General features: G+C 73.9%; 24 protein-coding genes and 1 riboswitch. Of the genes, 17 read left to right on the top strand and 7 right to left on the bottom strand.

Annotation, left to right across the window (positions count from 1 at the left end; all coding sequences use genetic code 11):
• Positions 1–679 precede the first annotated feature (679 nt).
• Entirely contained in the window at positions 680–1,804 is a 1,125-nt protein-coding gene (locus JXZ78_RS31765; RefSeq protein WP_030021342.1) for an alpha/beta hydrolase, read from the bottom strand.
• A 159-nt stretch (positions 1,805–1,963) separates the two neighbouring features.
• Positions 1,964–2,617: a class II aldolase/adducin family protein gene (locus JXZ78_RS31760; protein WP_030021341.1), complete on the bottom strand. Its 654-nt coding sequence runs from the start codon at positions 2,615–2,617 to the stop codon at positions 1,964–1,966.
• 312 nt (positions 2,618–2,929) lie between these two features.
• Here JXZ78_RS31760 and JXZ78_RS31755 point away from each other — a divergent pair, with 312 nt between their 5' ends.
• The 9 genes from JXZ78_RS31755 to JXZ78_RS31715 all read left to right on the top strand — a co-directional run bounded on the left by JXZ78_RS31755 (position 2,930) and on the right by JXZ78_RS31715 (position 13,616).
• Positions 2,930–3,778, top strand: coding sequence for a lysozyme (locus JXZ78_RS31755; protein ID WP_078624383.1), 849 nt, complete (start codon positions 2,930–2,932; stop codon positions 3,776–3,778).
• Positions 3,779–4,008: 230 nt separating this feature from the next.
• Positions 4,009–5,337: an inorganic phosphate transporter gene (locus tag JXZ78_RS31750; RefSeq protein WP_167745439.1), complete on the top strand. Its 1,329-nt coding sequence runs from the start codon at positions 4,009–4,011 to the stop codon at positions 5,335–5,337.
• 37 nt (positions 5,338–5,374) lie between these two features.
• Positions 5,375–5,620 (top strand): hypothetical protein, encoded by a 246-nt coding sequence (locus tag JXZ78_RS31745; protein WP_030021338.1) that lies wholly within the window; start codon positions 5,375–5,377, stop codon positions 5,618–5,620.
• A 175-nt stretch (positions 5,621–5,795) separates the two neighbouring features.
• A riboswitch (cobalamin riboswitch) is annotated at positions 5,796–5,942 on the top strand.
• A gap of 131 nt (positions 5,943–6,073) precedes the next feature.
• The gene (locus tag JXZ78_RS31740; RefSeq protein WP_238783503.1) at positions 6,074–7,138 is read left to right on the top strand and encodes a cobalamin biosynthesis protein; all 1,065 of its coding nucleotides are present in this window, start codon (positions 6,074–6,076) and stop codon (positions 7,136–7,138) included.
• 55 nt (positions 7,139–7,193) lie between these two features.
• The gene (locus tag JXZ78_RS31735; protein WP_238783509.1) at positions 7,194–8,786 is read left to right on the top strand and encodes a cobyric acid synthase; all 1,593 of its coding nucleotides are present in this window, start codon (positions 7,194–7,196) and stop codon (positions 8,784–8,786) included.
• The gene (locus JXZ78_RS31730; RefSeq protein WP_030021335.1) at positions 8,786–10,921 is read left to right on the top strand and encodes a putative cobaltochelatase; all 2,136 of its coding nucleotides are present in this window, start codon (positions 8,786–8,788) and stop codon (positions 10,919–10,921) included. Before JXZ78_RS31735 ends, JXZ78_RS31730 begins: the two co-directional genes overlap by 1 nt.
• A complete protein-coding gene (cobO, locus tag JXZ78_RS31725; protein WP_030021334.1) occupies positions 10,921–11,520 on the top strand; it encodes a cob(I)yrinic acid a,c-diamide adenosyltransferase in 600 nt (199 codons plus the stop codon). Before JXZ78_RS31730 ends, cobO begins: the two co-directional genes overlap by 1 nt.
• A gap of 61 nt (positions 11,521–11,581) precedes the next feature.
• Positions 11,582–12,979: a cobyrinic acid a,c-diamide synthase CobB gene (locus JXZ78_RS31720; RefSeq protein ID WP_238783502.1), complete on the top strand. Its 1,398-nt coding sequence runs from the start codon at positions 11,582–11,584 to the stop codon at positions 12,977–12,979.
• Positions 12,972–13,616, top strand: a complete 645-nt coding sequence (locus tag JXZ78_RS31715) for a VOC family protein (RefSeq protein ID WP_030021332.1) — start codon at positions 12,972–12,974, stop codon at positions 13,614–13,616. The genes JXZ78_RS31720 and JXZ78_RS31715 overlap by 8 nt, the downstream gene beginning before the upstream one ends.
• A 38-nt stretch (positions 13,617–13,654) precedes the next feature.
• On the opposite strand, the gene JXZ78_RS31710 is transcribed toward JXZ78_RS31715, so the two are convergent.
• Positions 13,655–14,380 carry a ZIP family metal transporter gene (locus tag JXZ78_RS31710; protein WP_030021331.1) on the bottom strand — a complete coding sequence of 242 codons (726 nt, stop codon included), beginning with the start codon at positions 14,378–14,380 and terminating at the stop codon, positions 13,655–13,657.
• A gap of 152 nt (positions 14,381–14,532) precedes the next feature.
• On the opposite strand from JXZ78_RS31710, the gene JXZ78_RS31705 reads away from it, so the two are divergent.
• Both JXZ78_RS31705 and cobC read left to right on the top strand, forming a co-directional pair.
• Positions 14,533–14,997: a cobalamin biosynthesis protein gene (locus JXZ78_RS31705; RefSeq protein ID WP_030021330.1), complete on the top strand. Its 465-nt coding sequence runs from the start codon at positions 14,533–14,535 to the stop codon at positions 14,995–14,997.
• Positions 14,994–16,097 (top strand): Rv2231c family histidinol phosphate aminotransferase CobC, encoded by a 1,104-nt coding sequence (cobC, locus tag JXZ78_RS31700; RefSeq protein WP_050502638.1) that lies wholly within the window; start codon positions 14,994–14,996, stop codon positions 16,095–16,097. The genes JXZ78_RS31705 and cobC overlap by 4 nt, the downstream gene beginning before the upstream one ends.
• 15 nt (positions 16,098–16,112) lie before the next feature.
• Here the strand turns inward: cobC and JXZ78_RS31695 are convergent, their stop codons facing one another.
• Both JXZ78_RS31695 and JXZ78_RS31690 read right to left on the bottom strand, forming a co-directional pair.
• The gene (locus tag JXZ78_RS31695; RefSeq protein WP_030021328.1) at positions 16,113–16,859 is read right to left on the bottom strand and encodes an SDR family NAD(P)-dependent oxidoreductase; all 747 of its coding nucleotides are present in this window, start codon (positions 16,857–16,859) and stop codon (positions 16,113–16,115) included.
• A 41-nt stretch (positions 16,860–16,900) separates the two neighbouring features.
• Entirely contained in the window at positions 16,901–17,281 is a 381-nt protein-coding gene (locus JXZ78_RS31690; RefSeq protein ID WP_030021327.1) for a hypothetical protein, read from the bottom strand.
• Positions 17,282–17,424: 143 nt separating this feature from the next.
• Here JXZ78_RS31690 and JXZ78_RS31685 point away from each other — a divergent pair, with 143 nt between their 5' ends.
• Entirely contained in the window at positions 17,425–17,793 is a 369-nt protein-coding gene (locus JXZ78_RS31685; protein WP_033038323.1) for an ArsR/SmtB family transcription factor, read from the top strand.
• A 71-nt stretch (positions 17,794–17,864) separates the two neighbouring features.
• Positions 17,865–18,845, top strand: coding sequence for a bile acid:sodium symporter family protein (locus JXZ78_RS31680; protein WP_030021325.1), 981 nt, complete (start codon positions 17,865–17,867; stop codon positions 18,843–18,845).
• Positions 18,846–19,068: 223 nt separating this feature from the next.
• Here JXZ78_RS31680 and JXZ78_RS31675 read toward each other — a convergent pair whose 3' ends face one another.
• A complete protein-coding gene (locus JXZ78_RS31675) occupies positions 19,069–20,160 on the bottom strand; it encodes an amidohydrolase family protein (protein ID WP_030021324.1) in 1,092 nt (363 codons plus the stop codon).
• A gap of 492 nt (positions 20,161–20,652) precedes the next feature.
• Between JXZ78_RS31675 and ectA the strand changes: the two genes are divergently transcribed.
• The 4 genes from ectA (at position 20,653) to thpD (ending at position 23,968) form a co-directional block, all read left to right on the top strand.
• Positions 20,653–21,168, top strand: coding sequence for a diaminobutyrate acetyltransferase (gene ectA / locus JXZ78_RS31670; protein ID WP_030021323.1), 516 nt, complete (start codon positions 20,653–20,655; stop codon positions 21,166–21,168).
• Between the two features lie 65 nt (positions 21,169–21,233).
• Positions 21,234–22,502 (top strand): diaminobutyrate--2-oxoglutarate transaminase, encoded by a 1,269-nt coding sequence (gene ectB / locus JXZ78_RS31665; protein ID WP_030021322.1) that lies wholly within the window; start codon positions 21,234–21,236, stop codon positions 22,500–22,502.
• A gap of 56 nt (positions 22,503–22,558) precedes the next feature.
• Positions 22,559–22,981 (top strand): ectoine synthase, encoded by a 423-nt coding sequence (locus tag JXZ78_RS31660; protein ID WP_030021321.1) that lies wholly within the window; start codon positions 22,559–22,561, stop codon positions 22,979–22,981.
• An 87-nt stretch (positions 22,982–23,068) separates the two neighbouring features.
• A complete protein-coding gene (thpD, locus tag JXZ78_RS31655; protein ID WP_030021320.1) occupies positions 23,069–23,968 on the top strand; it encodes an ectoine hydroxylase in 900 nt (299 codons plus the stop codon).
• A gap of 117 nt (positions 23,969–24,085) precedes the next feature.
• On the opposite strand, the gene JXZ78_RS31650 is transcribed toward thpD, so the two are convergent.
• On the bottom strand, positions 24,086–25,121 hold a 1,036-nt coding region (locus JXZ78_RS31650), incomplete at its 5' end, for a maleylpyruvate isomerase mycothiol-dependent enzyme family protein (protein WP_443735645.1).

Genomic DNA, 25,121 nt, shown 5'->3' with positions numbered 1-25,121 from the left:
GCGGAACGCCCGGAGGGCTACGGGGAGGCCGCCCCGAGGCCCCGAGGCACGCGGAAAGGGAACGGCCTGGAGGGCTGCGGGGAAGGCCACGCCAGAGGCCTGCGGGAATGGATCAGTCAGGGGACGTGCGGAAACGGAACGGCCCGCAGGCTGAGGGCAAGGCGGTCCCGGACGAGACGCGGAGACGGGCCGGCCGGAGTACGCGCGGAAGCGGCCCACCCCGCCGCTCGGAAACGGTCCGCCCAGAGAGCGCGCGAAAACGATCCGCCCAGAGAGCACGCCAGAACGTCCGCCCCAGCGGGCGCACGCGAACGACCACACGCGAACGACCAGGCGCAGGCCGCAGGAGGCAGGCCGCAAGCCGCAGGCCGCAAGCCGCAAGCCGCGCAGGAACGGTCGTCCCGAAGGCCGAGGCCGCACAGGGACAACCGGCACCGCCCCGAAGGCCGCACAGGCCCCACCAGAGGCCACGCAGAACCGATTGCCCCGAAGGCCACACAGCCCGACCCCACCGGAGGCCACGCAGGATCAATCGCCCCGGAGGCCGGACAGGAGCGACCGTCCCGAAGGCCGAACGGCGGCAGTCGCCCACGAGGGCACACGGAAGCGACCGCCCGAAGGCCGCACGGGCACGACGCCGCACGGGCACGACACGGCCCCCGGGAGCCGCGCCGCCGGCTCACATGAGGGGTGTGAGGAAGCGGCGGAGCGTTTCTTCGTACGTGGCCGGGTCGGCGTTCCACATGGCGGCGTGCGGGGCGTGCGGTACCGGGTGCAGCGTGATCAGGTCGGGGCGGCGGGAGGCCAGTTCGCGGGAGGCCGACCAGGGGGCCAGGGAGTCGTCGGGCCCGTGGATCAGCAGGGTCGGCACGGTGAGCAGGTCGGCGGTCCAGGCTTCGGCCAGCCGTCCGGCGTGCAGCCCGGTGCTGCCCTCGGCGGCGCGTACGGCCAGCGGGAGCAGCGGGCGGGGGACGCGGCGGGCGGCGGCCAGGGCGCGGACGGTGGCCTGCCAGTCCAGGACCGGCGAGTCCAGGACGAGGCCGGCGATGCGGTCGCGGACCGCGGAGTTGGCGGCGGCGTGCAGGGCCATGGAGGCGCCGGTGGACCAGCCGTGCAGGACGACGCGTTCGGCGCCGTACTGGACGGCGTAGCGGATCGCGGCGTCCAGGTCGCGCCATTCGGAATCGCCGAGGTGGCTGATGCCGTCGGCGGTGTGCGGAGCGCCGACGTCGTTGCGGTAGGCGAGGTCCAGGACGGGCAGCCGCTGGTCGCTGAGGAACGGCATGACCACCATGGGGTGCTCCCGGGTGGTGCCCAGGCCGTGCACGGTGATCACCCAGGTCTCCCGGTCGCCCGGCACGAACCAGGCGGGCAGCGCGCCCAGTTCTCCGGGGATGTCGACGTCGGCGGCGTCGAGGCCCAGCGCGTCGCGCGGGTTGCCGATGTGCACCTGAGGCGTCAGGCGCATCCTCGCGCCCGGTTGGAGGGTGCCGTGGGTGACCCGCTCCAGGCGGCGGACGACGGTGTCCGCCGGGTGCGGCACGTCGTCCAGGAGGGGGCCGACGATGGCATGGCCGCCCGCGCCGGTGAGGCCGTAGGTGCCGGGGCGCAGCGAGGCGAGGCTGCGGGTGAGGGTGATCCGCCCGGGGCCGGTGGCGTGCACCGTGAGCCGGGGATCGCCCGGCAGCGGCCGGTCGGGCGCGGGTTTGAAGACCATGTCGCTGGCGTACCGGCCGGCCGCCACTGCGGCCGCGCCGGTACCGATCACCGTGGTGGCGGCTGCTGCCGCGGTACCCAGACGCATCCTCCCCAGTGTGGGCGGGCGTCGCCGCCGCGGCCAGTGGGCGGGCGCGCCCGGGTGACGGCGGGCGGGCCCGCGGACGGTCGGGCGGGCCCGCGGGCGGTCGGGCGGGGCCCAGGTGCCCGCAGGCAAGGCCCGGCCGCCGTCGCCCGGCGCCGTACGTCAGCGGCCCTGCCCGTAGCCGCGCAGCTGCTCGCCGGCCGCGTCGAGCTGTTCCGGTGTGAGCAGGGTGGGTGTGCGACCGGGCAGCGAGCCGGCGGCGAGCCAGACGCGGCACATCCACTCCAGCTGGGCAGTGCGGTCGTACGCCTCGTCAAGGGTGTCGCCGTGGACGATGGTGCCGTGGTTCTGGAGGAGGCAGCCGGTGCGGTCGCGCAGGGCGGCGAGCATGTTCCCGGCCAACTCCTCGGTGCCGTAGAGGGCGTACGGCGCGACGCGGACGGGCCCGCCGAGGGCCGCGGTCATGTAGTGCACCGGCGGGAGTTCGGTGACGAGGGTGGAGACGGCGGTGGCGTGGGCCGCGTGGGTGTGCACGACCGCGGTGGCGTCGGTGGCGCGGTAGACGGCCAGATGCATGGGGAGTTCGCTGGTGGGCCGCAGCGTGCCGCGGGTCTGACGGCCTTCGAGGTCCACCGCGGTGAGGTCGCCCGGCCCGAGCCGGTCGTAGCGGACGCCGCTGGGGGTGACCAGCACGAGGTCGCCGACGCGCACGGAGACGTTGCCGGAGGTGCCGACGACCAGGCCGTCGGCGACCGTGCGGCGGGCGGTGGCGACCAGTTCGTCCCAGGCGTGGTCGAGGGCTTCCGGGTCCGTCATGCGTGTGCCTCCGGTGTGCGGTGCGGGCGGGGTCCGGTGCGGGGCGCGCGGGCGTGGTGCGCGCGGGGCCGTCGACACCGTACGGGGCTGGTGGGGAGCCGTGGGGCGGATCCCGGTCCTCCGGTATCCGCCATGTCGGACCGGCCGTACCTCGGGCGGACTTGACCGGGCGACGACCGTCTTGTGTGGATCTCTCGGTACGCTTCCGGAGCTTTGTCATGCACGTCGCCGTCTGTCATGCACGTCGCTGTCTGTCATGCAGCAGCCACCTGTCATGCACGTAGCCATCCGGGGGAATTCCTGGGGGGAACCATGGCCCGTGACCGCGATCGCCCGTCCGGTACGCAGCAGCCGTCCCACCACCCGCCCGACGCGCAGCAGCCGCCCGCTGCGCAGCACCCGCCCCACCGCCCCTCCGGCCGCCCGCGCAGCCGACGGCACCGGCTGGCCGCCGGGGCCCTGGCGCTCGGCACGCTCACCGGCGTCCTGTCCACCGCCCTGCCCACGCCCCCCGCCGCCGAGGCCGCCGGCAAGCCCGCCGGGCACGACGTCTCCTCGCACCAGGGGAGCGTCGACTGGAAGTCCGTACGGGCGAAGGGCGGCCGTTTCGTGTACGTGAAGGCCACCGAGTCGACCTGGTACCGCAATCCGCACTTCCCACGGCAGTACCGCGGCGCGCGCAAGGCGGGCCTGCTGCACGGCGCGTACCACTTCGGCGTCCCGAACGCGTCCTCCGGCCGCGCGCAGGCCCGGCACTTCCTGCGGCACGGCGGCCGCTGGAAGGCGGACGGCTGGACGCTGCCGCCGGCGCTCGACCTGGAGCACAACCCGTACGACCGGGAGCACGCCTGCTACGGGATGAGCGGCACCGCGCTGGTCCGGTGGGTCCGCGGCTTCAGCAACGAGGTGCTGCGGCAGACCGGGCGGCGGCCGGTGATCTACACGACGGCCCGGTGGTGGAACGGCTGCACCGGCGGCAGCCGGGCGTTCGCCGCCACCCACCCCCTGTGGCTGGCCCACTGGCACAGCACCCCGGGCAAGCTGCCCGCCGGCTGGCCGTACCCGAGCATCTGGCAGCACGCCGGAGCCGGCGCGCTGCCCGGCGACCAGAACAAGTGGAACGGCACGGTCACCGGGCTACGGCGCTTCGCACGGGGCTGACACGCCGGCCGGGCACCCCGACACGCCGCCCCCAACGCACCCGCCCCCGGTACGCCTGCGCCGCACGAGGCCTCCGTGCTGATACGCATGGGCCCCGGGAGACGGTCTGGACGCCTCCGCACCACCCCTGCGGGGGCGTCACTGTGGCGCCCGCCCCAGTTCACCTTCCGTTCACCCGTCGTCCGTACGGTCCCGAGCGTCACTGCCCAACGAACTGATTGCCTGGGTGAATGGAACACATCACGCTTCTCATCGGGATCGTGATCGTCACGGCCTTGGTGTTCGACTTTACGAACGGCTTCCACGACACGGCCAACGCCATGGCCACCACCATTTCCACCGGGGCACTCAAGCCCAAGATCGCGGTGGCGATGTCGGCGGTCCTCAACCTGGTCGGCGCGTTCCTGTCGGTGGAGGTCGCCAAGACCATCTCCGGCGGGATCATCGACGAGACCGCCGGCATCAGACCAGAAGTGATCTTCGCCGGGCTGGTCGGCGCCATCGTCTGGAACCTGGTCACCTGGCTGGCAGGGCTCCCCTCCAGCTCCTCGCACGCCCTCTTCGGCGGTCTGATCGGCGCGACCCTGGTGGCCGTCGGCCCGAGCGGCGTGCACGGCGGCGCGGTGGTCATGAAGGTCCTCATCCCGGCCGTCGCCGCCCCGATCGTGGCCGGTCTGGCCGCGACGGCCGCGACCCGGCTGACCTACCGGCTGGCCCGCAACCGCGCCGAGGAGGACACCGCCAAGGGCTACCGCGCCGGGCAGATCGCCTCGGCCGCCCTGGTCTCCCTCGCGCACGGCACCAACGACGCCCAGAAGACGATGGGTGTGATCACCCTCGCGCTGATCACCGGCGGTGTGGTCGCCCCGCACGCCGACCCGCCGCTGTGGGTCATCACCTCGGCCGGCCTGGCCATCGCGCTCGGCACGTACCTGGGCGGCTGGCGGATCATCCGCACGATGGGCAAGGGCATCACCGACATCCAGCCGCCGCAGGGCTTCGCGGCCCAGACCGGCGCCGCGGCCACCATCCTGGCCTCCTCCCACCTCGGCTTCGCGCTCTCCACCACCCAGGTTTGCTCCGGTTCGGTCATGGGCTCCGGCCTGGGCCGCAAGGGCGGCGTGGTGCACTGGTCCACGGCGGGCCGGATGGCCGCCGCCTGGGGGCTGACGCTGCCGGCCGCCGGTGCGGTCGCCGCGGGCGCCGCGCTCCTGGCGGACCAGGGCGACTGGGGCATCGCGACCGTCGCCGTGCTGGCGCTCGCCGTCTGCGGCGCGATCTGGATGGCCTCCCGGCGCAAGCCGGTGGACCACACCAACGTCAACGAGGGCCCGGCCGCCGAGCCCGCCGGTGTCGTCACCACCGCCTTGCAGGCCGTCTCGCCGCCGCCCGCGGGCCCGGTCGCGGCGGGTGCGTCCGCCATCCCGTCCCCCGCCGTGGCCGAGGCCCGGATCACGGACCCGGTCGGTGCCGCCCCGGTGATCGCCGCCCCGGTGGCCGCCCACCCGCACGAGAAGCGCGCCGAGCGCCGCGCCAAGGCCGGCTCGGCCGCCGGCTGACCCGGCCGCACGGCTCCCACGAAGGAACGAGAACGCAATGAGCATCGACTGGGCAGCTCTCGGCCAGGTCTTCGGCGTCACGCTGTTCGTGACGGTCGGGATCGTGGGCCTGTTCACCCTCGGCATCGTCGGCACGTCCCGCAAGCCGCAGCAGGAGGGCGCACCGGTGACCGCCGACGGGCCCGCCGGCTCCGGCGGGGCGGCGCGGGCCGGGGCGTACGCCTGCTTCGCGCTGTGCGCCGCGGCCGTGGCGTACGGGATCTACCTGATCGTCGCCGCCTGAGCCGCGGCACGACACGACACCACCGGCGTCCGGTGGCCGCGGCATCCCCGCCACGGCCACCGGACGTCTGTGTTCTGGGACACAGGCGCCGCCATCGCCCCGCACCGCAGGTCAAGCGTGAGTTGACGGGCTTGGCGGAGCGTGGTGGACTGCCGGAGCCAATCGGCGACAGATGAGGAAGTCCGGTGAGAATCCGGCGCGGTCCCGCCACTGTCACCGGGGAGCGCCCCTCCACCAAGGGCCACGGTCCGCGTCCCGCGACGCAGGTTCCCGTACGGACTGGAAGGCCGGGGGAAGCGCCGATCCGGGGAGCCAGGAGACTCTTGTCGCCGTACCCGTCGAGCCAGGGCGCGGACCCTGAGTGAGGACCTACCGCCATGCCCGGCCGCAGTGCGCAATCTGCTGGACGTACTCCCACGCCATCCCTCCGAGGCGCGACGGCGGTCTGATCCGATGCGTGCCGAACACGCCGGCTACGCGTGCGGCGCGGCCCTCGGTTTCCTCGGCGACCTGGTCGTGGGCGATCCCCGGCGCGGCCACCCCGTGGCCGCTTTCGGGCGGGCCGCGGCCGCCGTGGAACGCCGTCTGTGGCGCGACCACCGCGGGACCGGCGCCCTGCACACCGCGCTGCTCGCGGGCGGTACCGCCGCCGGTGCCGCGCTGCTCGACCGCGCCGTACGCCGCTCCCCCGCCGCCTTCCCCGCCTCCGTCGCGCTGACCGCCGCCGCCACCTGGGCCGTCCTGGGCGGCACCTCGCTGGGCCGCGAGGCGCGGGCCGTCGGCGGCGCGCTCGCGGCGGGGGACCTGGGCGTGGCGCGCGAGCGGCTGCCGCATCTGTGCGGGCGCGACCCGCAGGCCCTGGACGGGCAGCAGATGGCGCGCGCGGTGGTCGAGTCCGTCGCCGAGAACACCTCGGACGCGGTGGTCGGTGCCCTGGTCTGGGGCGCGGCCGCCGGCGTGCCGGGGCTGCTGGCCTTCCGGGCCGTGAACACGCTGGACGCGATGGTGGGGCACAAGTCGCCGCGCCACCGCCGTTTCGGCTGGGCTTCGGCCCGCCTCGACGACGTGGCCGGTTACCCCGGCTCCCGGCTGACCGCCGCGCTGGCGGTGCTGGCCGGGCCGGACCGGCGGGGCGCGCTGCGCGCCTGGCGGCAGGACGGTCCGTCCCACCCCAGCCCCAACGCGGGCCCGGTGGAGGCGGCGTTCGCCGGGGCGCTGGGCGTACGGCTGGGCGGCACCCTGGCGTACGGCGGCCGGGTCGAGCACCGGCCGGTGCTCAACGGCGGCACCGGGCGCCCCGTCGCGGTGCCGGACATCGAGCGGGCCGTACGGCTGTCGCGCCGGGTGAGCGCGCTGGCCTTGGCGGCCACGGTCGCGGGCCGGCTGGCGGCAGGGGCGGTACGACGGCCCCGTACGGCCGGAGCGGTACGGCGATCCCGTACGGCCGGAGCGGTACGGCGATCCCGTACGGCCGGAGCGGTACGGCGATCCCGCACAGCCGGGAAGGCGGCCAAGTGAGCGGCGAAGTACGGACGGCGAGGAGTGCCAGGTGAACGGTTCGGGTGGGGCGCCGCTGGGCGGCGGGCTGCTGGTGGCGGGCACCACGTCCGACGCGGGCAAGAGTGTGGTGACGGCGGGCATCTGCCGCTGGCTGGCCCGCAAGGGCGTCAAGGTGGCGCCCTTCAAGGCGCAGAACATGTCGCTGAACTCGTTCGTGACGCGCGAGGGCGCGGAGATCGGGCGGGCGCAGGCCATGCAGGCCGCGGCGGCGCGCGTCGAGCCGAGCGCGCTGATGAACCCGGTGCTGCTGAAGCCGGGCAGTGACCGCAGCAGCCAGGTCGTGCTGATGGGCAAGCCGGTGGGCGAGCTGAGCGCGCGCGGCTACCACGCGGGCCGTCAGGAGCAGTTGCTCGGTACGGTCACGGACTGCCTCCAGGAGCTGCGCCGTACGCATGACGCGGTGATCTGCGAGGGCGCGGGCAGCCCGGCCGAGATCAACCTGCGGCGCACCGACATCGTGAACATGGGCATCGCGCGGGCCGCCCGCATCCCTGCCGTGGTGGTCGGCGACATCGACCGGGGCGGGGTGTTCGCCTCGTTCTTCGGCACCACGGCACTGCTGTCCCGGGAGGACCAGGCGCTGGTCGCGGGCTATCTCGTCAACAAGTTCCGGGGCGATGTGACGCTGCTGGAGCCGGGCCTGGACATGCTGAAGGAGCTGACCGGGCGGCCCACCCTCGGGGTGCTGCCGTTCGCGCACGGACTCGGCATCGACGAGGAGGACGGCCTCCGGGTGTCGCTGCGCGGCGCGGTCCGCGAGAGCGTCGTCGCGCCGCCGCACGGCGCCGACGTGCTGCGGGTCGCGGTGGCCGCCGTGCCGCTGATGTCGAACTTCACGGACGTGGACGCGCTCGCCGCCGAACCGGGCGTCGTGGTGCGGTTCGTGGACCGCCCCGAGGAACTGGCCGACGCCGACCTCGTCGTGCTGCCCGGCACCCGCGGCACCGTCCGCGCGCTCCAGTGGCTGCGCGAGCGCGGCATCGCGGACGCGGTGCGGCGGCGGGCCGCGGAAGGGCGTCCGGTGCTGGGCATCTGCGGCGGCTTCCAGATGCTGGGCGAGCGGATCGAGGACGAGGTCGAGTCGAAGGCCGGGACGGTGGACGGGCTGGGCCTGCTGCCCGTACGCGTCCGGTTCGCGGCGGACAAGACCCTGGCCCGGCCGTCCGGCGAGGCACTGGGCGAGCCGGTCGAGGGGTACGAGATCCACCATGGCGTGGCGGAGATCGACGGCGGTGAGCCCTTCCTGGCGGGCTGCCGGTCCGGCGCGGTCTGGGGCACCCACTGGCACGGCTCCCTGGAGAGCGACGGCTTCCGGCGGGCGTTCCTGCGCCGGGTGGCCGCCGACGCGGGCCGCGCGTTCGTCCCGGCGCCGGACACCAGCTTCGCCGCGCTGCGCGAGGAGCAGCTCGACCGGCTCGGCGACCTCATCGAGGAGCACGCGGACACCGAGGCGCTGCTGCGGCTCATCGAGGACGGCGTACCGGCGGGACTGCCGTTCGTACCACCGGGGGCGCCGCCGATACCGCCACCCCGCACCCCGGCCGCACCCGGCGCGGCCTCTGCCCCACCCGCACATCGCACGTCCCTCGAAGGGGGTACTCCTTAATGGCAACGGTCCCTTACCCGTTCACCGCGGTCGTCGGCATGTCCGACATGCGGCTGAGCCTGCTGCTCAACGCCATCTCGCCGGCCATCGGCGGGGTGCTCGTCCGCGGCGAGAAGGGCACCGCGAAGTCGACGATCGTACGGGGCCTGACGGCGCTGATGCCGGACGTCCCCGTCGTCACCGGCTGCCGCTTCTCCTGCGACCCGGCCGCGCCGGACCCGGCCTGCCCGGACGGCCCGCACGAGGCGGCCGGCGCGGAGGACCGCCCGGCCCGCATGGTCGAGCTCCCCGTCGGCGCCTCCGAGGACCGTCTCGTCGGCGCGCTGGACATCGAGCGGGCACTGTCGGAGGGCGTGAAGGCGTTCGAGCCGGGCCTGCTGGCGGACGCGCACCGCGGCATCCTGTACGTCGACGAGGTCAACCTCCTCCACGACCACCTCGTGGACCTGCTGCTGGACGCCGCCGCCATGGGCGCCTCGTACGTGGAGCGCGAGGGCGTCTCCGTACGGCACGCCGCGCGCTTCCTGCTCGTCGGCACGATGAATCCCGAAGAGGGCGAGCTGCGGCCGCAGTTGCTGGACCGCTTCGGACTGACCGTGGAGGTCGCCGCGTCCCGCGAGCCGGACCAGCGGGTGGAGGTCGTCCGGCGGCGGCTGGCGTACGACGCGGACCCGGAGGGTTTCGGGGCGCGCTGGGCGGTCGAGGAGGGCGAGCTGCGGGAGCGGATCGCCGCCGCGCGGGCACTGCTGCCGGACGTGGCCCTCGGGGACGCGGTGCTGCGGCAGATCGCCGCGGTGTGCGCCGCGTTCGAGGTGGACGGCATGCGCGCCGACATCGTGATGGCACGTACCGCCTGCGCGCTGGCCGCCTGGGCGGGCCGTACGGAGGTCCGCGAGGAGGACGTCCGGCAGGCCGCCCTGCTGGCGCTCCCCCACCGGCGCCGCCGCAACCCGTTCGACGCCCCCGGCCTGGACGAGGACAAGCTCGACCAGACGCTGGAGGAGTTCGCCGCCGACGAGGACGACGACCCGGAACCCGACCCGGACGGCGGCCCCGACGGCGGCCCCGACGGCCCCGGCGGCGGACAGCCGCCGCAGGACGGTGACGGCGGCGCGGACGGCCCGCAGGGCGAGGACGCCCAGGCCCCGCACGACCAGCCGCAGGCGCACGACCAGCCTCAGCTGCCCGAGCAGGCGCAAGGCCCGGAGTCCGACCCGGCTCCGGCCGACCCGAAGGCACAGTCCGAGGGTGACAGGGACAACACCCCTGGCGAGGGCGGCGAAACGGCCGCCGTCGGCGCGGGCGAGCCCTTCCGTACCCGGCGGCTCGACGTCCCGGGGCTCGGCGAGGGCGCGGACGGCCGCCGCTCCCGCGCCCGTACGGCGCACGGCCGGACCACCGGCGCGCGGCGCCCGCAGGGCACCCTGACCAAGCTGCACCTGGCCGCGACCGTGCAGGCCGCCGCGCCGCACCAGGTGGCGCGCGGCCGCCGGGGCCCGGGCCTGGTGGTGCGCCGGGACGACCTGCGCGAGGCGGTGCGCGAGGGCCGGGAGGGCAACCTCGTCCTCTTCGTCGTGGACGCGTCCGGCTCGATGGCGGCACGCAAGCGGATGAGCGCGGTCAAGGGCGCGGTGCTCTCGCTGCTCCTCGACGCCTACCAGCGGCGCGACAAGATCGGCATGATCACTTTCCGCGGCGCGGACGCCGAACTGGCGCTGCCGCCCACCTCGTCGGTGGAGGCGGGCGCGACCCGGCTGGAGTCGCTGCCCACCGGCGGCCGGACGCCGCTGTCCGCGGGCCTGCTCAAGGCCCACGAGGTGCTGCGGGTGGAACGGCTGCGGGACGCCTCGCGGCGGCCGCTGCTGGTCGTCGTCACCGACGGGCGGTCCACCGGCGGCCCCGAGCCGCTGGTGCGCACCTCGCGCGCCGCACGGCTGCTCGGCGCCGAGGGCGTCGCCTCGGTGGTCGTCGACTGCGAGGCCGGGCCGGTACGGCTGGGCCTGGCGGGCGAACTGGCCCGCGACCTCCAGGGCACCGCCGTCACCCTCGACGAACTGCGCGCGGACAGCGTCTCCGCGCTCGTCCGCGACGTCCGCGGACAGGGCCATCACCACACCACTCGGAGGGCCGCTTAATGCCTCAGGGACAGCCGTCCGTCGTCCCGGACGACGGACTCACCACCCGCCAGCGCCGCAACCGCCCGCTGGTCCTCGTCCACACCGGCCCCGGCAAGGGCAAGTCCACCGCCGCCTTCGGGCTGGCGCTGCGGGCGTGGAACCAGGGCTGGCCGGTCGGGGTGTTCCAGTTCGTGAAGTCGGCGAAGTGGAAGGTGGGCGAGGAGCGGGCGCTGCGGGTGCTCGGCGAGACCGGCGAGGGCGGCACGGTCGCCTGGCACAAGATGGGCGAGGGCTGGTCGTGGGTCCAGCGCGACTCCCAGTTCAGCAACGAGGAGGCGGCCCGCGAGGGCTGGGAGCAGGTCAAGCGGGACCTGGCCGCCGAGACGTACAAGCTGTACGTGCTCGACGAGTTCGCCTACCCGATGCACTGGGGATGGGTGGACCCCGCCGAGGTCGTCTCCGTCCTGCGCGACCGGCCGGGCCACCAGCACGTCGTGATCACCGGCCGCAACGCGCCGCAGGAGCTGTGCGACGTCGCGGACCTGGTGACCGAGATGACCAAGGTCAAGCACCCGATGGACGCGGGCCAGAAGGGCCAGCGGGGCATCGAGTGGTGACGGAGCGGCCGGACACCTCGGCGACGCCGGCGGCAGGACCAGGACCAGGAGCAGTCAGACCGTGAGTACGATCCCCCGGCTCGTCATCGCCGCGCCCGCCTCGGGCAGCGGCAAGACGACCGTCGCCACCGGCCTGATGGCGGCCTTCACCGAGGCCGGACTCACGGTCTCCGCGCACAAGGTGGGCCCGGACTACATCGACCCGGGCTACCACGCGCTGGCCACCGGCCGGCCGGGCCGCAACCTGGACGCGTACCTGTGCGGCCCCGACCAGATCGCGCCGTTGCTCCTGCACGGGTCGGCCGACGCCGACCTGGCGGTGGTCGAGGGCGTGATGGGGCTCTACGACGGTGCCTCCGGGCTCGGCGAACTGGCTTCCACCGCGCAGGTCGCCAAGCTGCTGCGGGCACCGGTGGTGCTGGTCGTGGACGCCTCGGCGCAGTCCCGGTCGGTGGCCGCGCTGGTGCACGGCTTCGCGTCCTGGGACCCGGAGGTACGGCTGGCCGGGGTGATCCTGAACAAGGTCGGCTCGGACCGGCACGAGGAGCTGCTGCGCGCGGCACTGGACGAGGCGGGCGTGCCGGTGCTGGGCGCGCTGCGCCGGGCGCCGCAGGTCCAGACGCCGTCGCGGCACCTGGGCCTGATCCCGGTCGCCGAACGGCAGGCCGACGCGCTGGAGTCCGTACGGGCGCAGGCCGCCCAGGTACGGGAGGGCTGCGACCTCAAGGCGCTGCTGGCGCTGGCGCACAGCGCGCCGGAGCTGCCCGGCACGGCCTGGGACCCGGCGCTCGCCGTCGCGCAGAGCACCCAGGGGGCGGCCGCGGTCCCCGGCAAGCCCGTGGTGGCCGTCGCGGGCGGCGCCGCGTTCACGTTCTCGTACGCCGAGCACGCCGAACTGCTGACGGCCGCCGGTGCCGAGGTGGCCGTCTTCGACCCGCTGCGCGACGAGCGGCTGCCCGCCGGGACGCAGGCCCTGGTGATCGGCGGCGGCTTCCCCGAGATGTACGCGGCCGAGCTGTCGGCCAATGAGCCGCTGCGCCGGGCCGTCGTGGCTCTGGCGGCCTCCGGCGCACCGGTCGTCGCCGAGTGCGCCGGGCTGCTCTACCTGTCCCGAACCCTCGACGGCAAGCCGATGTGCGGGGTGCTGCCCGCCGACGCGCGGATGTCGGAACGGCTCACGCTGGGCTACCGGGAGGCGGTGGCGCTGGCCGACAACGCCCTGGCCGTGGCCGGTACGCGGGTGCGGGGCCACGAGTTCCACCGTACGGTGCTGGAACCGGGCGCGGGCGCGTCCCCCGCCTGGGGCATGACCCATCCCGCGCGCCGGGTGGAGGGCCACGTACAGGACGGGGTGCACGCCTCGTACCTGCACGTCCACTGGGCGGCCGAGCCGTCGCTGGCCCACCGCCTGGCCGCCCGTGCCGCCGACCGCCCGCCGCTGGAGGCCCGCTGTGGCTGACGCCGTTCTGGACCATCTGGTCCTCGCCACGCCCGACCTGGAGGGCACTGCCGCCGAGGTCGCCGCGCTGACCGGTGTCCGGCCGGTGCCGGGCGGCGGCCACCCGGGACGGGGCACCCGCAATGCCCTGCTGGGCCTGGGCGACGGCGCCTACCTGGAGATCATCGGCCCGGACCCCGCGCAGCCAGCCCCCGAGGCGCCGCGCTGGTTCGGCATCGACGCGCTGCGCGGCCCGCGGCTGGCTCACTGGGCGGTCCGGGTGCGGGGGATCGCCCGGCACGTGGCACAGGCCCGCGCGCTGGGGTACGACCCGGGCGAGCCGGTGGTGATGTCCCGCCGCACACCGGACGGCGGCACCCTCTCCTGGACGCTGACGCCGCCGCGTACCGGCGGTGGCCTGGTCCCGTTCCTGCTGGACTGGGGCGACACGCCGCACCCGGCGGCCGCGCAGGGCCTGCCGGTCGTACCGCTGCGCTCGCTCTCCGGTACGCACCCCGACCCGTCGACGATCCGCGCCGAGCTGGCCGCCCTCGGCGCCACGCTCAGCGTCGACGCCGGCGACGAACCGGGCCTGTCGGCCGTACTGGAGGGCCGCAACGGACCGGTCTCGGTCGGCCTGGGAGCCGGCGCGCCGTGACGTTCCTTCCCGGTGGCGCTCACTCCCGGCGCACCGGATCAGCCCGCGAGGCCGACCACCAGCCAGATGAATCCCACGCCCGCCACCGTGCACAGCAAAGTGGACAGCGCCGGATGGTCGTGGTGCGCCTCCGGGAGGATGTCGGAGGTCGCCAGATAGAGCAGGACTCCGCCGAAGAAGCCCAGGTAAATCCCGAGCCATTGCTCCGGAAGGGTGAACAGCAGCGTCGAGGCGGCACCGGCCAGCGGGGCCACCGCGTCCGCGCCGAGCATGGTCAGCGCCCGGTTGCGGGCGTTCCCGTACAGGCTGGTGATGGTGTACGTGTTGAAGCCGTCCGCGAAGTCGTGGGCGATGACGGCGATCGCCACGGCCACCGCCATCTCCCGCCCCACCTGGTACGCCAGGCCGATCGCAAAGCCGTCCATGAAGCTGTGCACCACCATGGCCGCCGCGGCCGTCAGGCCGACCTGCGGCACCCGTTCCTCCGGGTCCATGCCGTGCGCCGCCTTGCGGACCGCCAGCAGCCGTTCCACCGCGTGCGCGGCGAGGAAACCCAGGACGAAACAGAGCAGCGCGGCCGGCACTCCGTGAATCTCCTCGCCCGCCGCCTCCAGCGCCTCGGGCAGCAGGTCGAGGCCGACCACGCCCAGCATCAGGCCGCCCGCCAGCCCCAGGACCAGATGGCGGCGGTCGGTGACCCGGTGGGCGACCCAGCCGCCGACCAGGGTCATCAGGAACGCGCCCAGCGCGATGACCACCGGCACGGTCTCACCCCTTCCCCGGGGTTCCGGCACCCCTCACTCCTGCTTACTGACCGGCCGGGCATCCCGCATGTCCGGGGCGCGGACGTCCGGGGCCCGGCTGCCCGGATCCCGGACGTACGGAACCCAGCTGTCCGCGGCGCGGGACGGACGCGATGAGCGCGGCACCGGTCATCGTCGTCGGCGTCGGCGCCCGCCGGGGCGTCCCGGCCACCGAGGTGCTGGCACTCGTCAGGGACACTCTCGCGGCCGCGGGCACGACACCCGGAGCGATCACCGCGCTCGCGACCGTGGACACCAAGGCGGCGGAGCCGGGGCTGACCGAGGCGGCCGAGCGGCTCGGCGTACCGCTGCTGGCGTACCCGGCCGCGGTACTGGCCGCCGTACCCGTACCGCATCCGTCCGCCGCGGCGCTGGCCGCCACCGGCACGCCGAGCGTCGCGGAGGCCGCGGCGCTGACCGGCGCGGATGCCCTCACCATGGATGCCCTCACCACGAGTGCCTCCGGCACGGCCCGGCTCCTCGTCGGCAAACGCACGTCGCGGCCCGGGGCCCGGGCCACCTGCGCCGTGGCACACGGACGCACACCTCACCACCTCTGCACCAAGGAGACGTCGTGACCACCCCGCCGTCCGCCGCCCCCGGCGGCATACCCGGCCCGCACCCGTACGAACCGGACCTGCGCCACCACGGGGACGCGGAAGTGCGCGGCGCCGACGCCGGGCTGACCGATCTCGCGGTCAACGTGCGCGCCGATACGCCGCCGGCCTGGCTCAAGGCACGCATCGCGGCCTCGCTGGACGGGCTCGCCGCGTACCCGGACGGCGTTCCGGCGCGCCGGGCGGTGGCGGCCCGGCACGGCCTCCCACCGGAGCGGGTGCTGCTGACGGCGGGGGCGGCGGAGGCGTTCGTCCTGATCGCCCGCGCCGTACGGGCCGGGCGGCCGCTCGTCGTGCACCCGCAGTTCACCGAGCCGGAGTCGGCGCTGCGCGACGCCGGGCACCCGGTCGAACGGCTGCTGCTCACCGAGCGGAACGGCTTCCGGCTGGCCGCGGACGCGGTCCCCGACGAGGCCGACCTCGTCGTCGTCGGCAACCCGACCAACCCCACCTCCGTCCTGCACCCCGCCGAGGAGATCGTCCGGCTGGCGCGGCCCGGCCGCACCCTGGTCGTGGACGAGGCGTTCATGGACGCGGTGCCGGGCGAGCACGCGTCGCTGGCGTCGCGTACGGACGTACCCGGACTCGTCGTCCTGCGCAGCCTGACCAAGACGTGGGGCCTGGCGGGCCTGCGGATCGGTTACGTCCTGGCCGCCCCGGAGATCATCGCGGACCTGGAGCGGGCCCAGCCCCTGTGGCCCGTCTCGGCACCGGCCCTCGCCGCGGCCGAGGCGTGCTGCGAACCGGCGGCGCTGGCGGAGGCGGCGGACGCGGCCCGGCGGATCGCGGCGGACCGGAACCACCTGCTGGCCCGGCTGGCACAGGTACGCGGGCCCGACGGCCAGCGGGTGCGGACCATGGCACCGGCCGAGGGCCCGTTCGTCCTGGTCCGGCTGCCGGACGCGGCGGCCGTCCGCACCCGGCTGCGGACGCTCGGCTTCGCGGTACGGCGCGGCGACACGTTTCCGGGGCTGGGCCCGGAGTGGCTGCGGCTGGCGGTACGGGACCGGGCGACGACGGACCGCTTCACGGAGGCACTCGAAAAGGCCCTGACCGGCTGACCTCCCCCGGTTCCCTCAGCGCATCAACGCGCCACCGTTGACGTCGTACGTGGCGCCGGTGACGAACGTTTCCTCCGACGCCAGGAAGACGGCGACGCGGGCCACCTCCTCCGGAGTGGCGATCCGCCCGAGCGGCACCTGCGCGGTCAGCCCGGCCAGCGCCGCGGGCGACACGGAGCGGACCATCGGCGTGTCGATCATCGCGGGCGCGACGGTGTTGACGGTGATGCCGTCGCCGGCCAGCTCGGCGGCGAAGACCCGGCTCAACGCGATCAGCCCGGCCTTGGAGGTCCCGTACGCGGCGCCGGTGGGCCGGGGCGTCTGCCCGGCGATCGAGGCCATGTTCACCATGCGCCCGTAGCCGCGTTCGCGCAGGTCCGCGGCGACGGCCCGGGTGAGGAAGAAGACGGCGCGCAGGTTGACCGCGAAGACCTCGTCCCACTCCTCCGGGGTGATCTCCCACAGGGAGGCGGCCGGCGGCCGGGCCGCGTTGTTGACCAGGACGTCCACGGGACGCCAGGCGCGGACCGTACGGTAGGCCTCCTCGGCGGCGGCGAGGTCGCGCAGATCGGCGTGGACGGTACGGATGCGCTCCCCGCCCGGGTCGAGGTCCGCGGCCATCGCCCGGTTGGCCGCCTCGTCGCGGTCCAGGGCCGCCACGTACGCGCCTTCGGCGTGGAAGGCGCGGACGAGGGCGGCGCCGAGACCCTGGGCGCTGCCGGTGATCAGTACGGTACGGTCGGCGAGGCCGGTGTCGAGCACGGAGTGCTCCTTCCTGAGAACGGACGGCTGGAACGGAACGGTCACTCGGTGCCGAAGAACAGCGGACGCCCGGCCCGCGCCTCGATCCGCAGATAGCGCCACAGGCGTACGCCCCCGTCGCCCGCCTCGGTGTCGCGCACGATGCCGCAGATCCGGGACACGGTGTCCAGGTCGGGCACATCGGCGAGGATGTACGAGGTCCAGGGCCAGGCGGCGGACGCGCCGACCATGAGCTGGTCGTCGTCGAGGGTGCCGAGGACATGGACGCCGAAGCGCTCGGCGAGCCGGGCGAAGGCGGGCGGGATGGCGGCGGCCACGGCGGCCCGTTCCTCGTCGCCGGCGTTGAAGAACTCCTGGGTGACACCGATGCAGAAGAGGGTGCGCAGCGGGGTTTCGGGCGCGTTCGGTGCGGTGGCGGACATGGCGGAACCTCGTCTCGGACGGCGGCGGAAAGGGCACGCGACGTGAAGGAAGTGCGCGGCGGCTTGCCTCGGACCAACAGTTAGAAGACCATCGAAGCGTCGATGATCCGGACCGTATCACTCACTTAGAAGGCTCTCTAAACATGGCTCCCACGGAGACCGCCCTCAGCACGCCCCCCACGGCCTCTCCCCCGGCCGACACCGACCAGCCGGACACCGGCGCCATCCGCCTCGGCCCGCTCCTCCAGGCGTTCGGCGACCCGCTGCGGCAGCACATCGTGCGGCGGCTCGCGGCGGACGGCGAGGCGGGCTGCGGCGACATCGAACTGCCGGTGACCCGGGCCACCGGCTCGTACCACTTCCGCGTCCTGCGGCAGGCGGGCTGGACGCACACCCGCCGGATCGGCCGGGAGCGCTACATCTCACTGCGCCGGGACGATCTGGAGACACGGTTCCCCGGACTGCTGGCGGCCCTGCTCAAGGCGGCGGAGACGGAAGCCGCGAACGCCTGAACCGCGGCCTCGCCTGTCCACCATCCGAAACCCGTTGTCTCATACACGCAGCCTGGCACTAAGGTGCCGCCGTGCCCACCGAACAGCTCAGCCAGCACCCCGCCCCCACCGGTGACCTGCCCGCCTCCGACCGGGCGGCGCGGCGGGCCGTCACCGTCTTCCCGCTCCTGGTGATCGCGGCGGGCGCCGTCGGGCTGCTGTGGCCCGCCCCCTTCACCGGCTGGGCGCCCGCCGTCCCGTGGCTGCTCGGCGTGGTGATGTTCTCCATGGGGCTGACGCTGACACCGCCGGACTTCGCCGCGGTCGCCAAACGGCCCTGGGCGGTGGGCCTGGGCCTGGTCGCCCACTACGTGATCATGCCCGGCCTGGGCTGGCTGATCGCCACCGTCCTCCACCTGCCCCCGCAGCTCGCGGCCGGCGTCATCCTCGTCGGCTGCGCACCCAGCGGCACCGCCTCCAACGTCGTGACCTACCTGGCCCGCGGCGACGTCGCCCTGTCCGTCTCGGTCGCCACCGTCTCCACCGTCCTCGCCCCTCTGATCACCCCACCGCTGACCCTGCTCCTCGCCGGACAGTTCCTCGACGTGGACGCCGGGGTGATGGTGACCGACATCCTCAAGACGGTGCTGCTGCCGGTGCTCGGCGGCCTGCTGGTCCGGCTCGTCGCGGGCCGCTGGGTCGACCGCGCGCTGCGCGCGCTGCCGTGGCTGTCCGCCGTGACGATCGCGGCCATCGTGCTGGTCGTGGTCTCCGGCAGCGCCGCACGCATCAAGGACGCGGCGGCGCTGGTCGTCCTCGCGGTCGTCCTCCACAACGGCCTGGGCCTGGCCCTCGGTTACGGGGCGGGCCGCCTGGCCCGCCTGGGCAAACCGGCCGGCCGGGCGATGGCCTTCGAGGTCGGCATGCAGAACTCCGGCCTCGCGGCCTCCCTGGCCACCGCCCACTTCAGCCCGGCGGCGGCACTCCCGGCGGCCGTCTTCTCCGTATGGCACAACATCTCGGGCGCGCTGGTGGCCGCCTGGATGGCCCGAAGCGCCCGCCGCGAACGCTGACGCTGACGCCGCCGCCCCGCACCGATCACGGGACCGGCCCTCCAGTCTCCGCCCTACGGCCCGCCCCCTCCCGCCGTACGGCGACGGACGGCCGGTGCGGGCAGGCATCCCCCGCCCATACCGCGAAAGCCGAACGCGTACGGGAGGGTGCGGGGCCGTAGGACGAAGCCCGTAGGGCCCGTGCCCGCGCCACCGCAGACCGGAAAGCCGACCCGCAAGCGGGTCATCCCACCACCCGCCCCCGCAACACCACCCGCCGCGGCGCCGCCAACACCCGTACGTCCGCGCGCGGATCCCCGTCGTAGACGACGAGGTCCGCCGGAGCGCCCTCCTCCAGGCCCGGCCGCCCCAGCCACCGCCGCGCGCCCCACGTCGTCGCCGCGAGCGCGTCCACCGCGGGGATGCCCGCCTTGGTCAGTTCGGCGACCTCCTGCGCGATCAGGCCGTGCGCGAGCGAGCCGCCCGCGTCGGTGCCGGCGAAGATGGGCACCCCGGCATCGTACGCCGCGCGTACGGTGTCGTAGCGGCGCTCGTGCAGGCTCCTCATGTGGCTCGCCCAGGCGGGGAACTTCTTCTCACCCCCGGCTGCCAGGGTCGGGAAGGTCGCGATGTTCACGAGGGTGGGGACGATCGCGACGCCGCGCTCGGCGAACAGCGGGATGGTCTCCTCGGTGAGGCCGGTGGCGTGTTCGATGCAGTCGATGCCCGCCTCGACCAGCGGGGCGAGGGACTCCTCGGCGAAGCAGTGGGCCGTCACCCGGGCCCCGAGGCGGTGCGCCTCGGCGATGGCCGCCTCGACGGCGCCGCGCGGCCAGCAGGCCGACAGGTCACCGGTCTCGCGGTCGATCCAGTCGCCGACCAGCTTGACCCAGCCGTCGCCGCGCCGGGCCTCCCGCGCGACGTACGCGACCAGGTCCGCGGGCTCGACCTCGTGGGCGTAGTTGCGGATGTAGCGGCGGGTACGGGCGATGTGGCGGCCCGCCCTGATGATCCGCGGCAGGTCCTCGCGGTCGTCGATCCAGCGGGTGTCGGACGGCGAGCCGGCGTCCCTCAGCAGCAGGGTGCCCGCCTCCCGCTCGGTCAGCGCCTGTTTCTCGCTGGTCGCCTCGTCCACCGGCCCGTGGGCGTCCAGTCCGACGTGACAGTGGGCGTCGACCAGGCCGGGCAGTGCCCAGCCCTGAACGGTCGTCACCTCGCGCGCGCCTGTCGGCCGTTCGTAGGTCACCCGGCCGTCGACGACCCAGAGTTCGTCGCGCACGTCGTCCGGCCCGGTCAGGACCCTGCCCTTGATGTGCAGCACCACGCTCTCACTCATGGCCGCACTGTATGACGCGCGCCGCGGCGAGCGGCACGGGGTCCGGACCGCGGGAGCACGGAGCACCGCGGCCCCGTACGGCGATCCGTTCCACAGAAACACCGTGGACGCCCGGGCTTTTCTTGCGGTACACCTTTTACCGGCGAATTTCCAATTCTCCAGCGCGCAGCTTCCCGTATTCTTCTGCCCGCTTTTTCGCAGCTCAAACGCCAAGATTTCGCTAGTGCCGGAGCCGGTAATTCCGTCGGGTCACCAGGACGTTACGGAGCTGTGACCGACCCCACACCCTGTCCGCTTCACCCCCTATTTTCCGGGCAAACCCGTACATCGTGCAGTCGTTTCGCGCGCTCGTGCGCCCCCGCGCGATAACACAGGAGCACCTCCCCGCGTAACCCCTCCTCGCGATGCATTTTCCTTTTTCCCTGGGTAAATTGAATTCGCATGACCGCCGCACAAGCAGACCATGCAGGTGCCCGAAGCGATATCAGAGAAATGCCGGAGGGTTTCAAGCTCGACACACCGCGCGTGGAGGACGGAGCCGCGATCTGGCGCATCGCCCGCGACTCCAAGGCCCTGGACCTGAACTCCTCCTACAGCTACCTGCTGTGGTGTCGCGACTTCGCCGCCACCTCCGCCGTCGCCCGCGACGGCGAGGGCGAGCCGGCCGCCTTCATCACCGGCTACCTCCGCCCCGAGTCCCCGGACACGCTCTTCGTCTGGCAGGTCGCCGTCGACGCGACGCACCGCGGCCGCGGACTGGCCGCCGCCCTTCTGGACGGCCTGGTCACCCGCGTCGCCGAGGAACAGGGCGTGTGTCGCATCGAGACCACGATCACCGAGGACAACGCGGCGTCCAACCGTCTCTTCGCCTCGTTCGCCGAGCGCCACGGGGCGCCCCTGACGCGCGAGGTGCTCCTCGACGCCGGGCACTTCCCGGAGCAGGGGCACGACGCCGAGGTGCTCCACCGCATCGGCCCGCTCGGTCCCCCAGCCGGGCACCGCCCCTGACCGCCCCTTTCGCAGCCCCCGCAGACTTCTCCCCGCTCACGCCACTCATCTCCCAGGAGCATGCTGTGACCATCACCCAGCCCGACCTGAGCGTCTTCGAGACCGTGGAGTCCGAGGTGCGCAGCTACTGCCGCGGATGGCCCACGGTCTTCGACCGCGCGCAGGGCAGCCACATGTACGACGAGGACGGCCACACCTACCTCGACTTCTTCGCCGGCGCCGGGTCGCTCAACTACGGGCACAACAACCCCGTACTCAAACGCGCCCTGATCGACTACATCGAGCGGGACGGCGTCACCCACGGCCTGGACATGTCCACCACGGCCAAGCGTGCGTTCCTGGAGACCTTCCAGAACACCATCCTGCGCCCCCGCGACCTGCCCTACAAGGTCATGTTCCCCGGCCCGACGGGCGCCAACTCCGTGGAGGCCGCGCTCAAGCTGGCCCGCAAGGTCAAGGGGCGCGAGTCGATCGTCTCCTTCACCAACGCCTTCCACGGCATGTCGCTGGGCGCCCTCGCGGTGACCGGCAACGCCTTCAAGCGGGCCGGTGCCGGCATCCCGCTCGTGCACGGCACCCCCATGCCGTTCGACAACTACCTCGACGGCACCTACCCGGACTTCCTCTGGTTCGAGCGGCTGCTGGAGGACAGCGGTTCCGGCCTGAACACCCCGGCCGCCGTGATCGTCGAGACGGTGCAGGGCGAGGGCGGCATCAACGTCGCCAGTGCCGACTGGCTGCGGGCCCTGTCCGAGCTGTGCAAGCGCCGCGACATGCTGCTGATCGTCGACGACATCCAGATGGGCTGCGGCCGCACCGGCGCGTTCTTCTCCTTCGAGGAGGCGGGCATCGTGCCGGACATCGTCACCGTCTCGAAGTCCATCAGCGGCTACGGCCTGCCGCTCGCGCTCACCCTGTTCAAGCCGGAGCTGGACGTCTGGGAGCCGGGCGAGCACAACGGCACCTTCCGCGGCAACAACCCGGCCTTCGTCACCGCCGCGGCGGCCCTGGACACGTACTGGGCCGACGGCCAGATGGAGAAGCAGACGCTGGCCCGCGGCGAGATCATCGAGTCGCACCTGCGCGCCATCGTCGAGGACCACCCCGCCTCCATCGCCGAGTACCGCGGCCGCGGCATGGTCTGGGGCCTGGAGTGCTCCGACAAGCCGCTCGCCAACAAGATCGCCAAGCGCGCCTTCGAGCTGGGTCTGCTCATCGAGACCTCCGGCCCGGAGAGTGAGGTCGTCAAGCTGCTGCCGGCGCTGACGACCACCCCCGAGGAGCTGGACGAGGGGCTTCGCATCCTCGCCCGCGCGGTCCGCGACTGCGCCTGAGCGCGCCCGTAACCGCACCACTCCTTGTCCGCACCACAGAAAGGTACGAGAACACCGTGATCGTCCGATCCTTCAAGGACATCGAAGGCACCGACCGCCACGTCAAGGCCAAGTCGGGCACGTGGGAGAGCAAGCGCATCGTGCTCGCCAAGGAGCGCGTCGGCTTCTCGCTGCACGAGACCACGCTGTACGCCGGCACCGAGACGTCGATGTGGTACGCCAACCACATCGAGGCCGTGCTGTGCGTGGAGGGCGAGGCCGAGCTCACCAACGACGAGACCGGTGAGAAGCACACCATCACCCCGGGCACCATGTACCTGCTCGACGGGCACGAGAAGCACACCATGCGCATCAAGGAGGACTTCCGCTGCGTGTGTGTCTTCAACCCGCCGGTGACGGGCCGCGAGGACCACGACGAGAACGGCGTGTACCCGCTGCTCACCGAGCCCGAGCCCGAGCCCGCCGCCCAGAACGGCTGACGCGCTCGGCGCACCCCCCTGCCCCGTCCGGCAGCTGAGGAAGGCGCGAGAAGGAAAGCACGTACGAGAGGAGAGGAAGGCAACACCATGACCACCGCACCCGAGCGCACCGCCGACCTGTACCCGACCCGGGGGACCACCGAGGTGATGACCCCGCGGCAGGACCCGGTGGTGTGGTCGCAGCCCGGCACGGAGGGACCCTTCCAGCCGGCCGAGCTGAGCGACTTCGAACGCGACGGTTTCTTCGCCATCGGGGAACTGCTGACGGCGGAAGAGGTCGCGGTGTACCGCGCCGAACTGGACCGGCTGGTCAACGACCCGGCGATGCGGGCGGACGACCGCTCCATCGTCGAGCCGAAGTCCCAGGAGATCCGGTCCGTCTTCGAGGTGCACAAGATCAGCGAGGTGTTCGCCAAGCTGGTCTCCGACCCGCGCGTGGTGGGACGCGCCCGGCAGATCCTGGGCTCGGACGTGTACGTCCACCAGTCCAGGATCAACGTCAAGCCGGGCTTCGGTGCCTCCGGGTTCTACTGGCACTCCGACTTCGAGACCTGGCACGCCGAGGACGGCCTGCCGAACATGCGGACCGTGTCGGTCTCGATCGCGCTGACGGAGAACCACGACACCAACGGCGGCCTGATGATCATGCCGGGTTCGCACCGGCACTTCCTCGGGTGCTCCGGCGAGACGCCGCGGGACAACTACAAGAAGTCGCTGCAGATGCAGGACGCGGGCACGCCCTCGGACGAGGCGCTGACCCAGCTGGCCGACGCGCACGGCATCAAGCTGTTCACCGGCAAGCCCGGCTCGGCCACCTGGTTCGACTGCAACTGCATGCACGGTTCCGGCGACAACATCACGCCGTACCCGCGCAGCAACGTCTTCATCGTGTTCAACAGCGTGGAGAACACCGCGGTGGAGCCCTTCGCGGCGCCGGTCCCGCGCCCGGAGTACATCGGCGCACGTGACTTCACGCCGGTGAGGTGACTTCACCCCGGTGAGGTGGCTTCCGCGCCGTACGGTGCCGGCGGGGCACCACGGCACGGCGTCGGAGCGCGGGTACGGCCCCGGTCGGGCGACCGGGGCCGTACCCGCGCCCTCAGCTCAGAGCCAGGCCAGCGACGTGGCCGTCTCCAGCAGCCGCTGCGAGGCGGCCGCGTCACCCGCCTGGCCGCGCGCGATCTCGTCCGGATCCTGCCGGCCGCCGACGAGCAGCAGGAATTCGGTGGCTTCCAGGACCAGTTCGGCGGCGATCGGCTCGGCGTCCGAGCCGAGCACCCAGTCGCCGCCCGCCTCGCCCTCCACCGACAGCAGCACCGGCTGCGCGTCCGGGCCCATCGCCAGGTCCAGGATGCGCACCGCCAGCCCCAGGAAGCGCTGGAGGTGCACCGGCAGCGGCGGCGGTACGGTACGGCCCAGCGCGCGCCCGATGTCCCGGGTGTGCACCCAGGTCTCGAAAGCGCGGATCACGTAGTGGTCGGCGACCGGCAGCCGCAGCCCCATCAGCGTGGTGGCCATGGCGGCCAGTTGCTCGTCGCCCGCCTCGGGCAGCGCGAGCAGCCCGTGTGCCTGGGTGCGCCACGCCTCCCGGGTCTCGGCGGGCGGCCGGGTGTGTTCGTACGTCACCACCTCGTGCGTACGGGCCGCCCAGCGCAGCTCCCAGGGGGCGCTCGCGTCGGCCGGCCGTCCCGCGGCCGGCGCGTCCGGGTCCGGGTCCGCGCCGGTCTCCGGCCCGTACCCCTCCGGCCCGTACCCCTCTGACCTGTACCCCTCTGACCTGTACCTCTCCGGCAGGTACCCCTCAGGCGGCCGCGTCCCGGGCGCCGGACCCAGGCCCGTACCCGCCTCCGTCACCGGCGCCAGGCCCAGCCGCTCGGCCAGTACTTCGTCTGCCGCGACCAGGTGGGCGACGGTGCCCTGGACGTCCCAGTCGTGCACGACCGGGGTACCCCAGCGGGCCGGGGCGTGGTCCAGCTCCCGCAGCAGCGCGTCCAGGCAGGCCACCGCACCCGCGTACGGAGCGGCGTGCGCGGCCGGCGTGACCTGGCCGGGGCGCGCGGCACGGGCCGCGGCCATCAGCCGCCCGCGCGCCAGGCCCGCGTTCGCCTTGCGCCCGGCGCCGCGGCCCGTGCCGCCGGGC

The sequence above is a fragment of the Streptomyces monomycini genome (assembly GCF_022271435.1).
Lineage (GTDB): Bacteria > Actinomycetota > Actinomycetes > Streptomycetales > Streptomycetaceae > Streptomyces > Streptomyces monomycini.
This window is presented reverse-complemented; position numbering and strand designations above follow the sequence as displayed.

Coding starts and splice junctions, on each gene's coding strand:
- JXZ78_RS31765 (WP_030021342.1), bottom strand. CDS start 1,804: ATGCGTCTGGGTACCGCGGCAGCAGCCGCCACCACGGTGATCGGTACC.
- JXZ78_RS31760 (WP_030021341.1), bottom strand. CDS start 2,617: ATGACGGACCCGGAAGCCCTCGACCACGCCTGGGACGAACTGGTCGCC.
- JXZ78_RS31755 (WP_078624383.1), top strand. CDS start 2,930: ATGGCCCGTGACCGCGATCGCCCGTCCGGTACGCAGCAGCCGTCCCAC.
- JXZ78_RS31750 (WP_167745439.1), top strand. CDS start 4,009: ATGGAACACATCACGCTTCTCATCGGGATCGTGATCGTCACGGCCTTG.
- JXZ78_RS31745 (WP_030021338.1), top strand. CDS start 5,375: ATGAGCATCGACTGGGCAGCTCTCGGCCAGGTCTTCGGCGTCACGCTG.
- JXZ78_RS31740 (WP_238783503.1), top strand. CDS start 6,074: ATGCGTGCCGAACACGCCGGCTACGCGTGCGGCGCGGCCCTCGGTTTC.
- JXZ78_RS31730 (WP_030021335.1), top strand. CDS start 8,786: ATGGCAACGGTCCCTTACCCGTTCACCGCGGTCGTCGGCATGTCCGAC.
- cobO (WP_030021334.1), top strand. CDS start 10,921: ATGCCTCAGGGACAGCCGTCCGTCGTCCCGGACGACGGACTCACCACC.
- JXZ78_RS31705 (WP_030021330.1), top strand. CDS start 14,533: ATGAGCGCGGCACCGGTCATCGTCGTCGGCGTCGGCGCCCGCCGGGGC.
- JXZ78_RS31690 (WP_030021327.1), bottom strand. CDS start 17,281: ATGTCCGCCACCGCACCGAACGCGCCCGAAACCCCGCTGCGCACCCTC.
- JXZ78_RS31685 (WP_033038323.1), top strand. CDS start 17,425: ATGGCTCCCACGGAGACCGCCCTCAGCACGCCCCCCACGGCCTCTCCC.
- JXZ78_RS31675 (WP_030021324.1), bottom strand. CDS start 20,160: ATGAGTGAGAGCGTGGTGCTGCACATCAAGGGCAGGGTCCTGACCGGG.
- ectA (WP_030021323.1), top strand. CDS start 20,653: ATGCCGGAGGGTTTCAAGCTCGACACACCGCGCGTGGAGGACGGAGCC.
- thpD (WP_030021320.1), top strand. CDS start 23,069: ATGACCACCGCACCCGAGCGCACCGCCGACCTGTACCCGACCCGGGGG.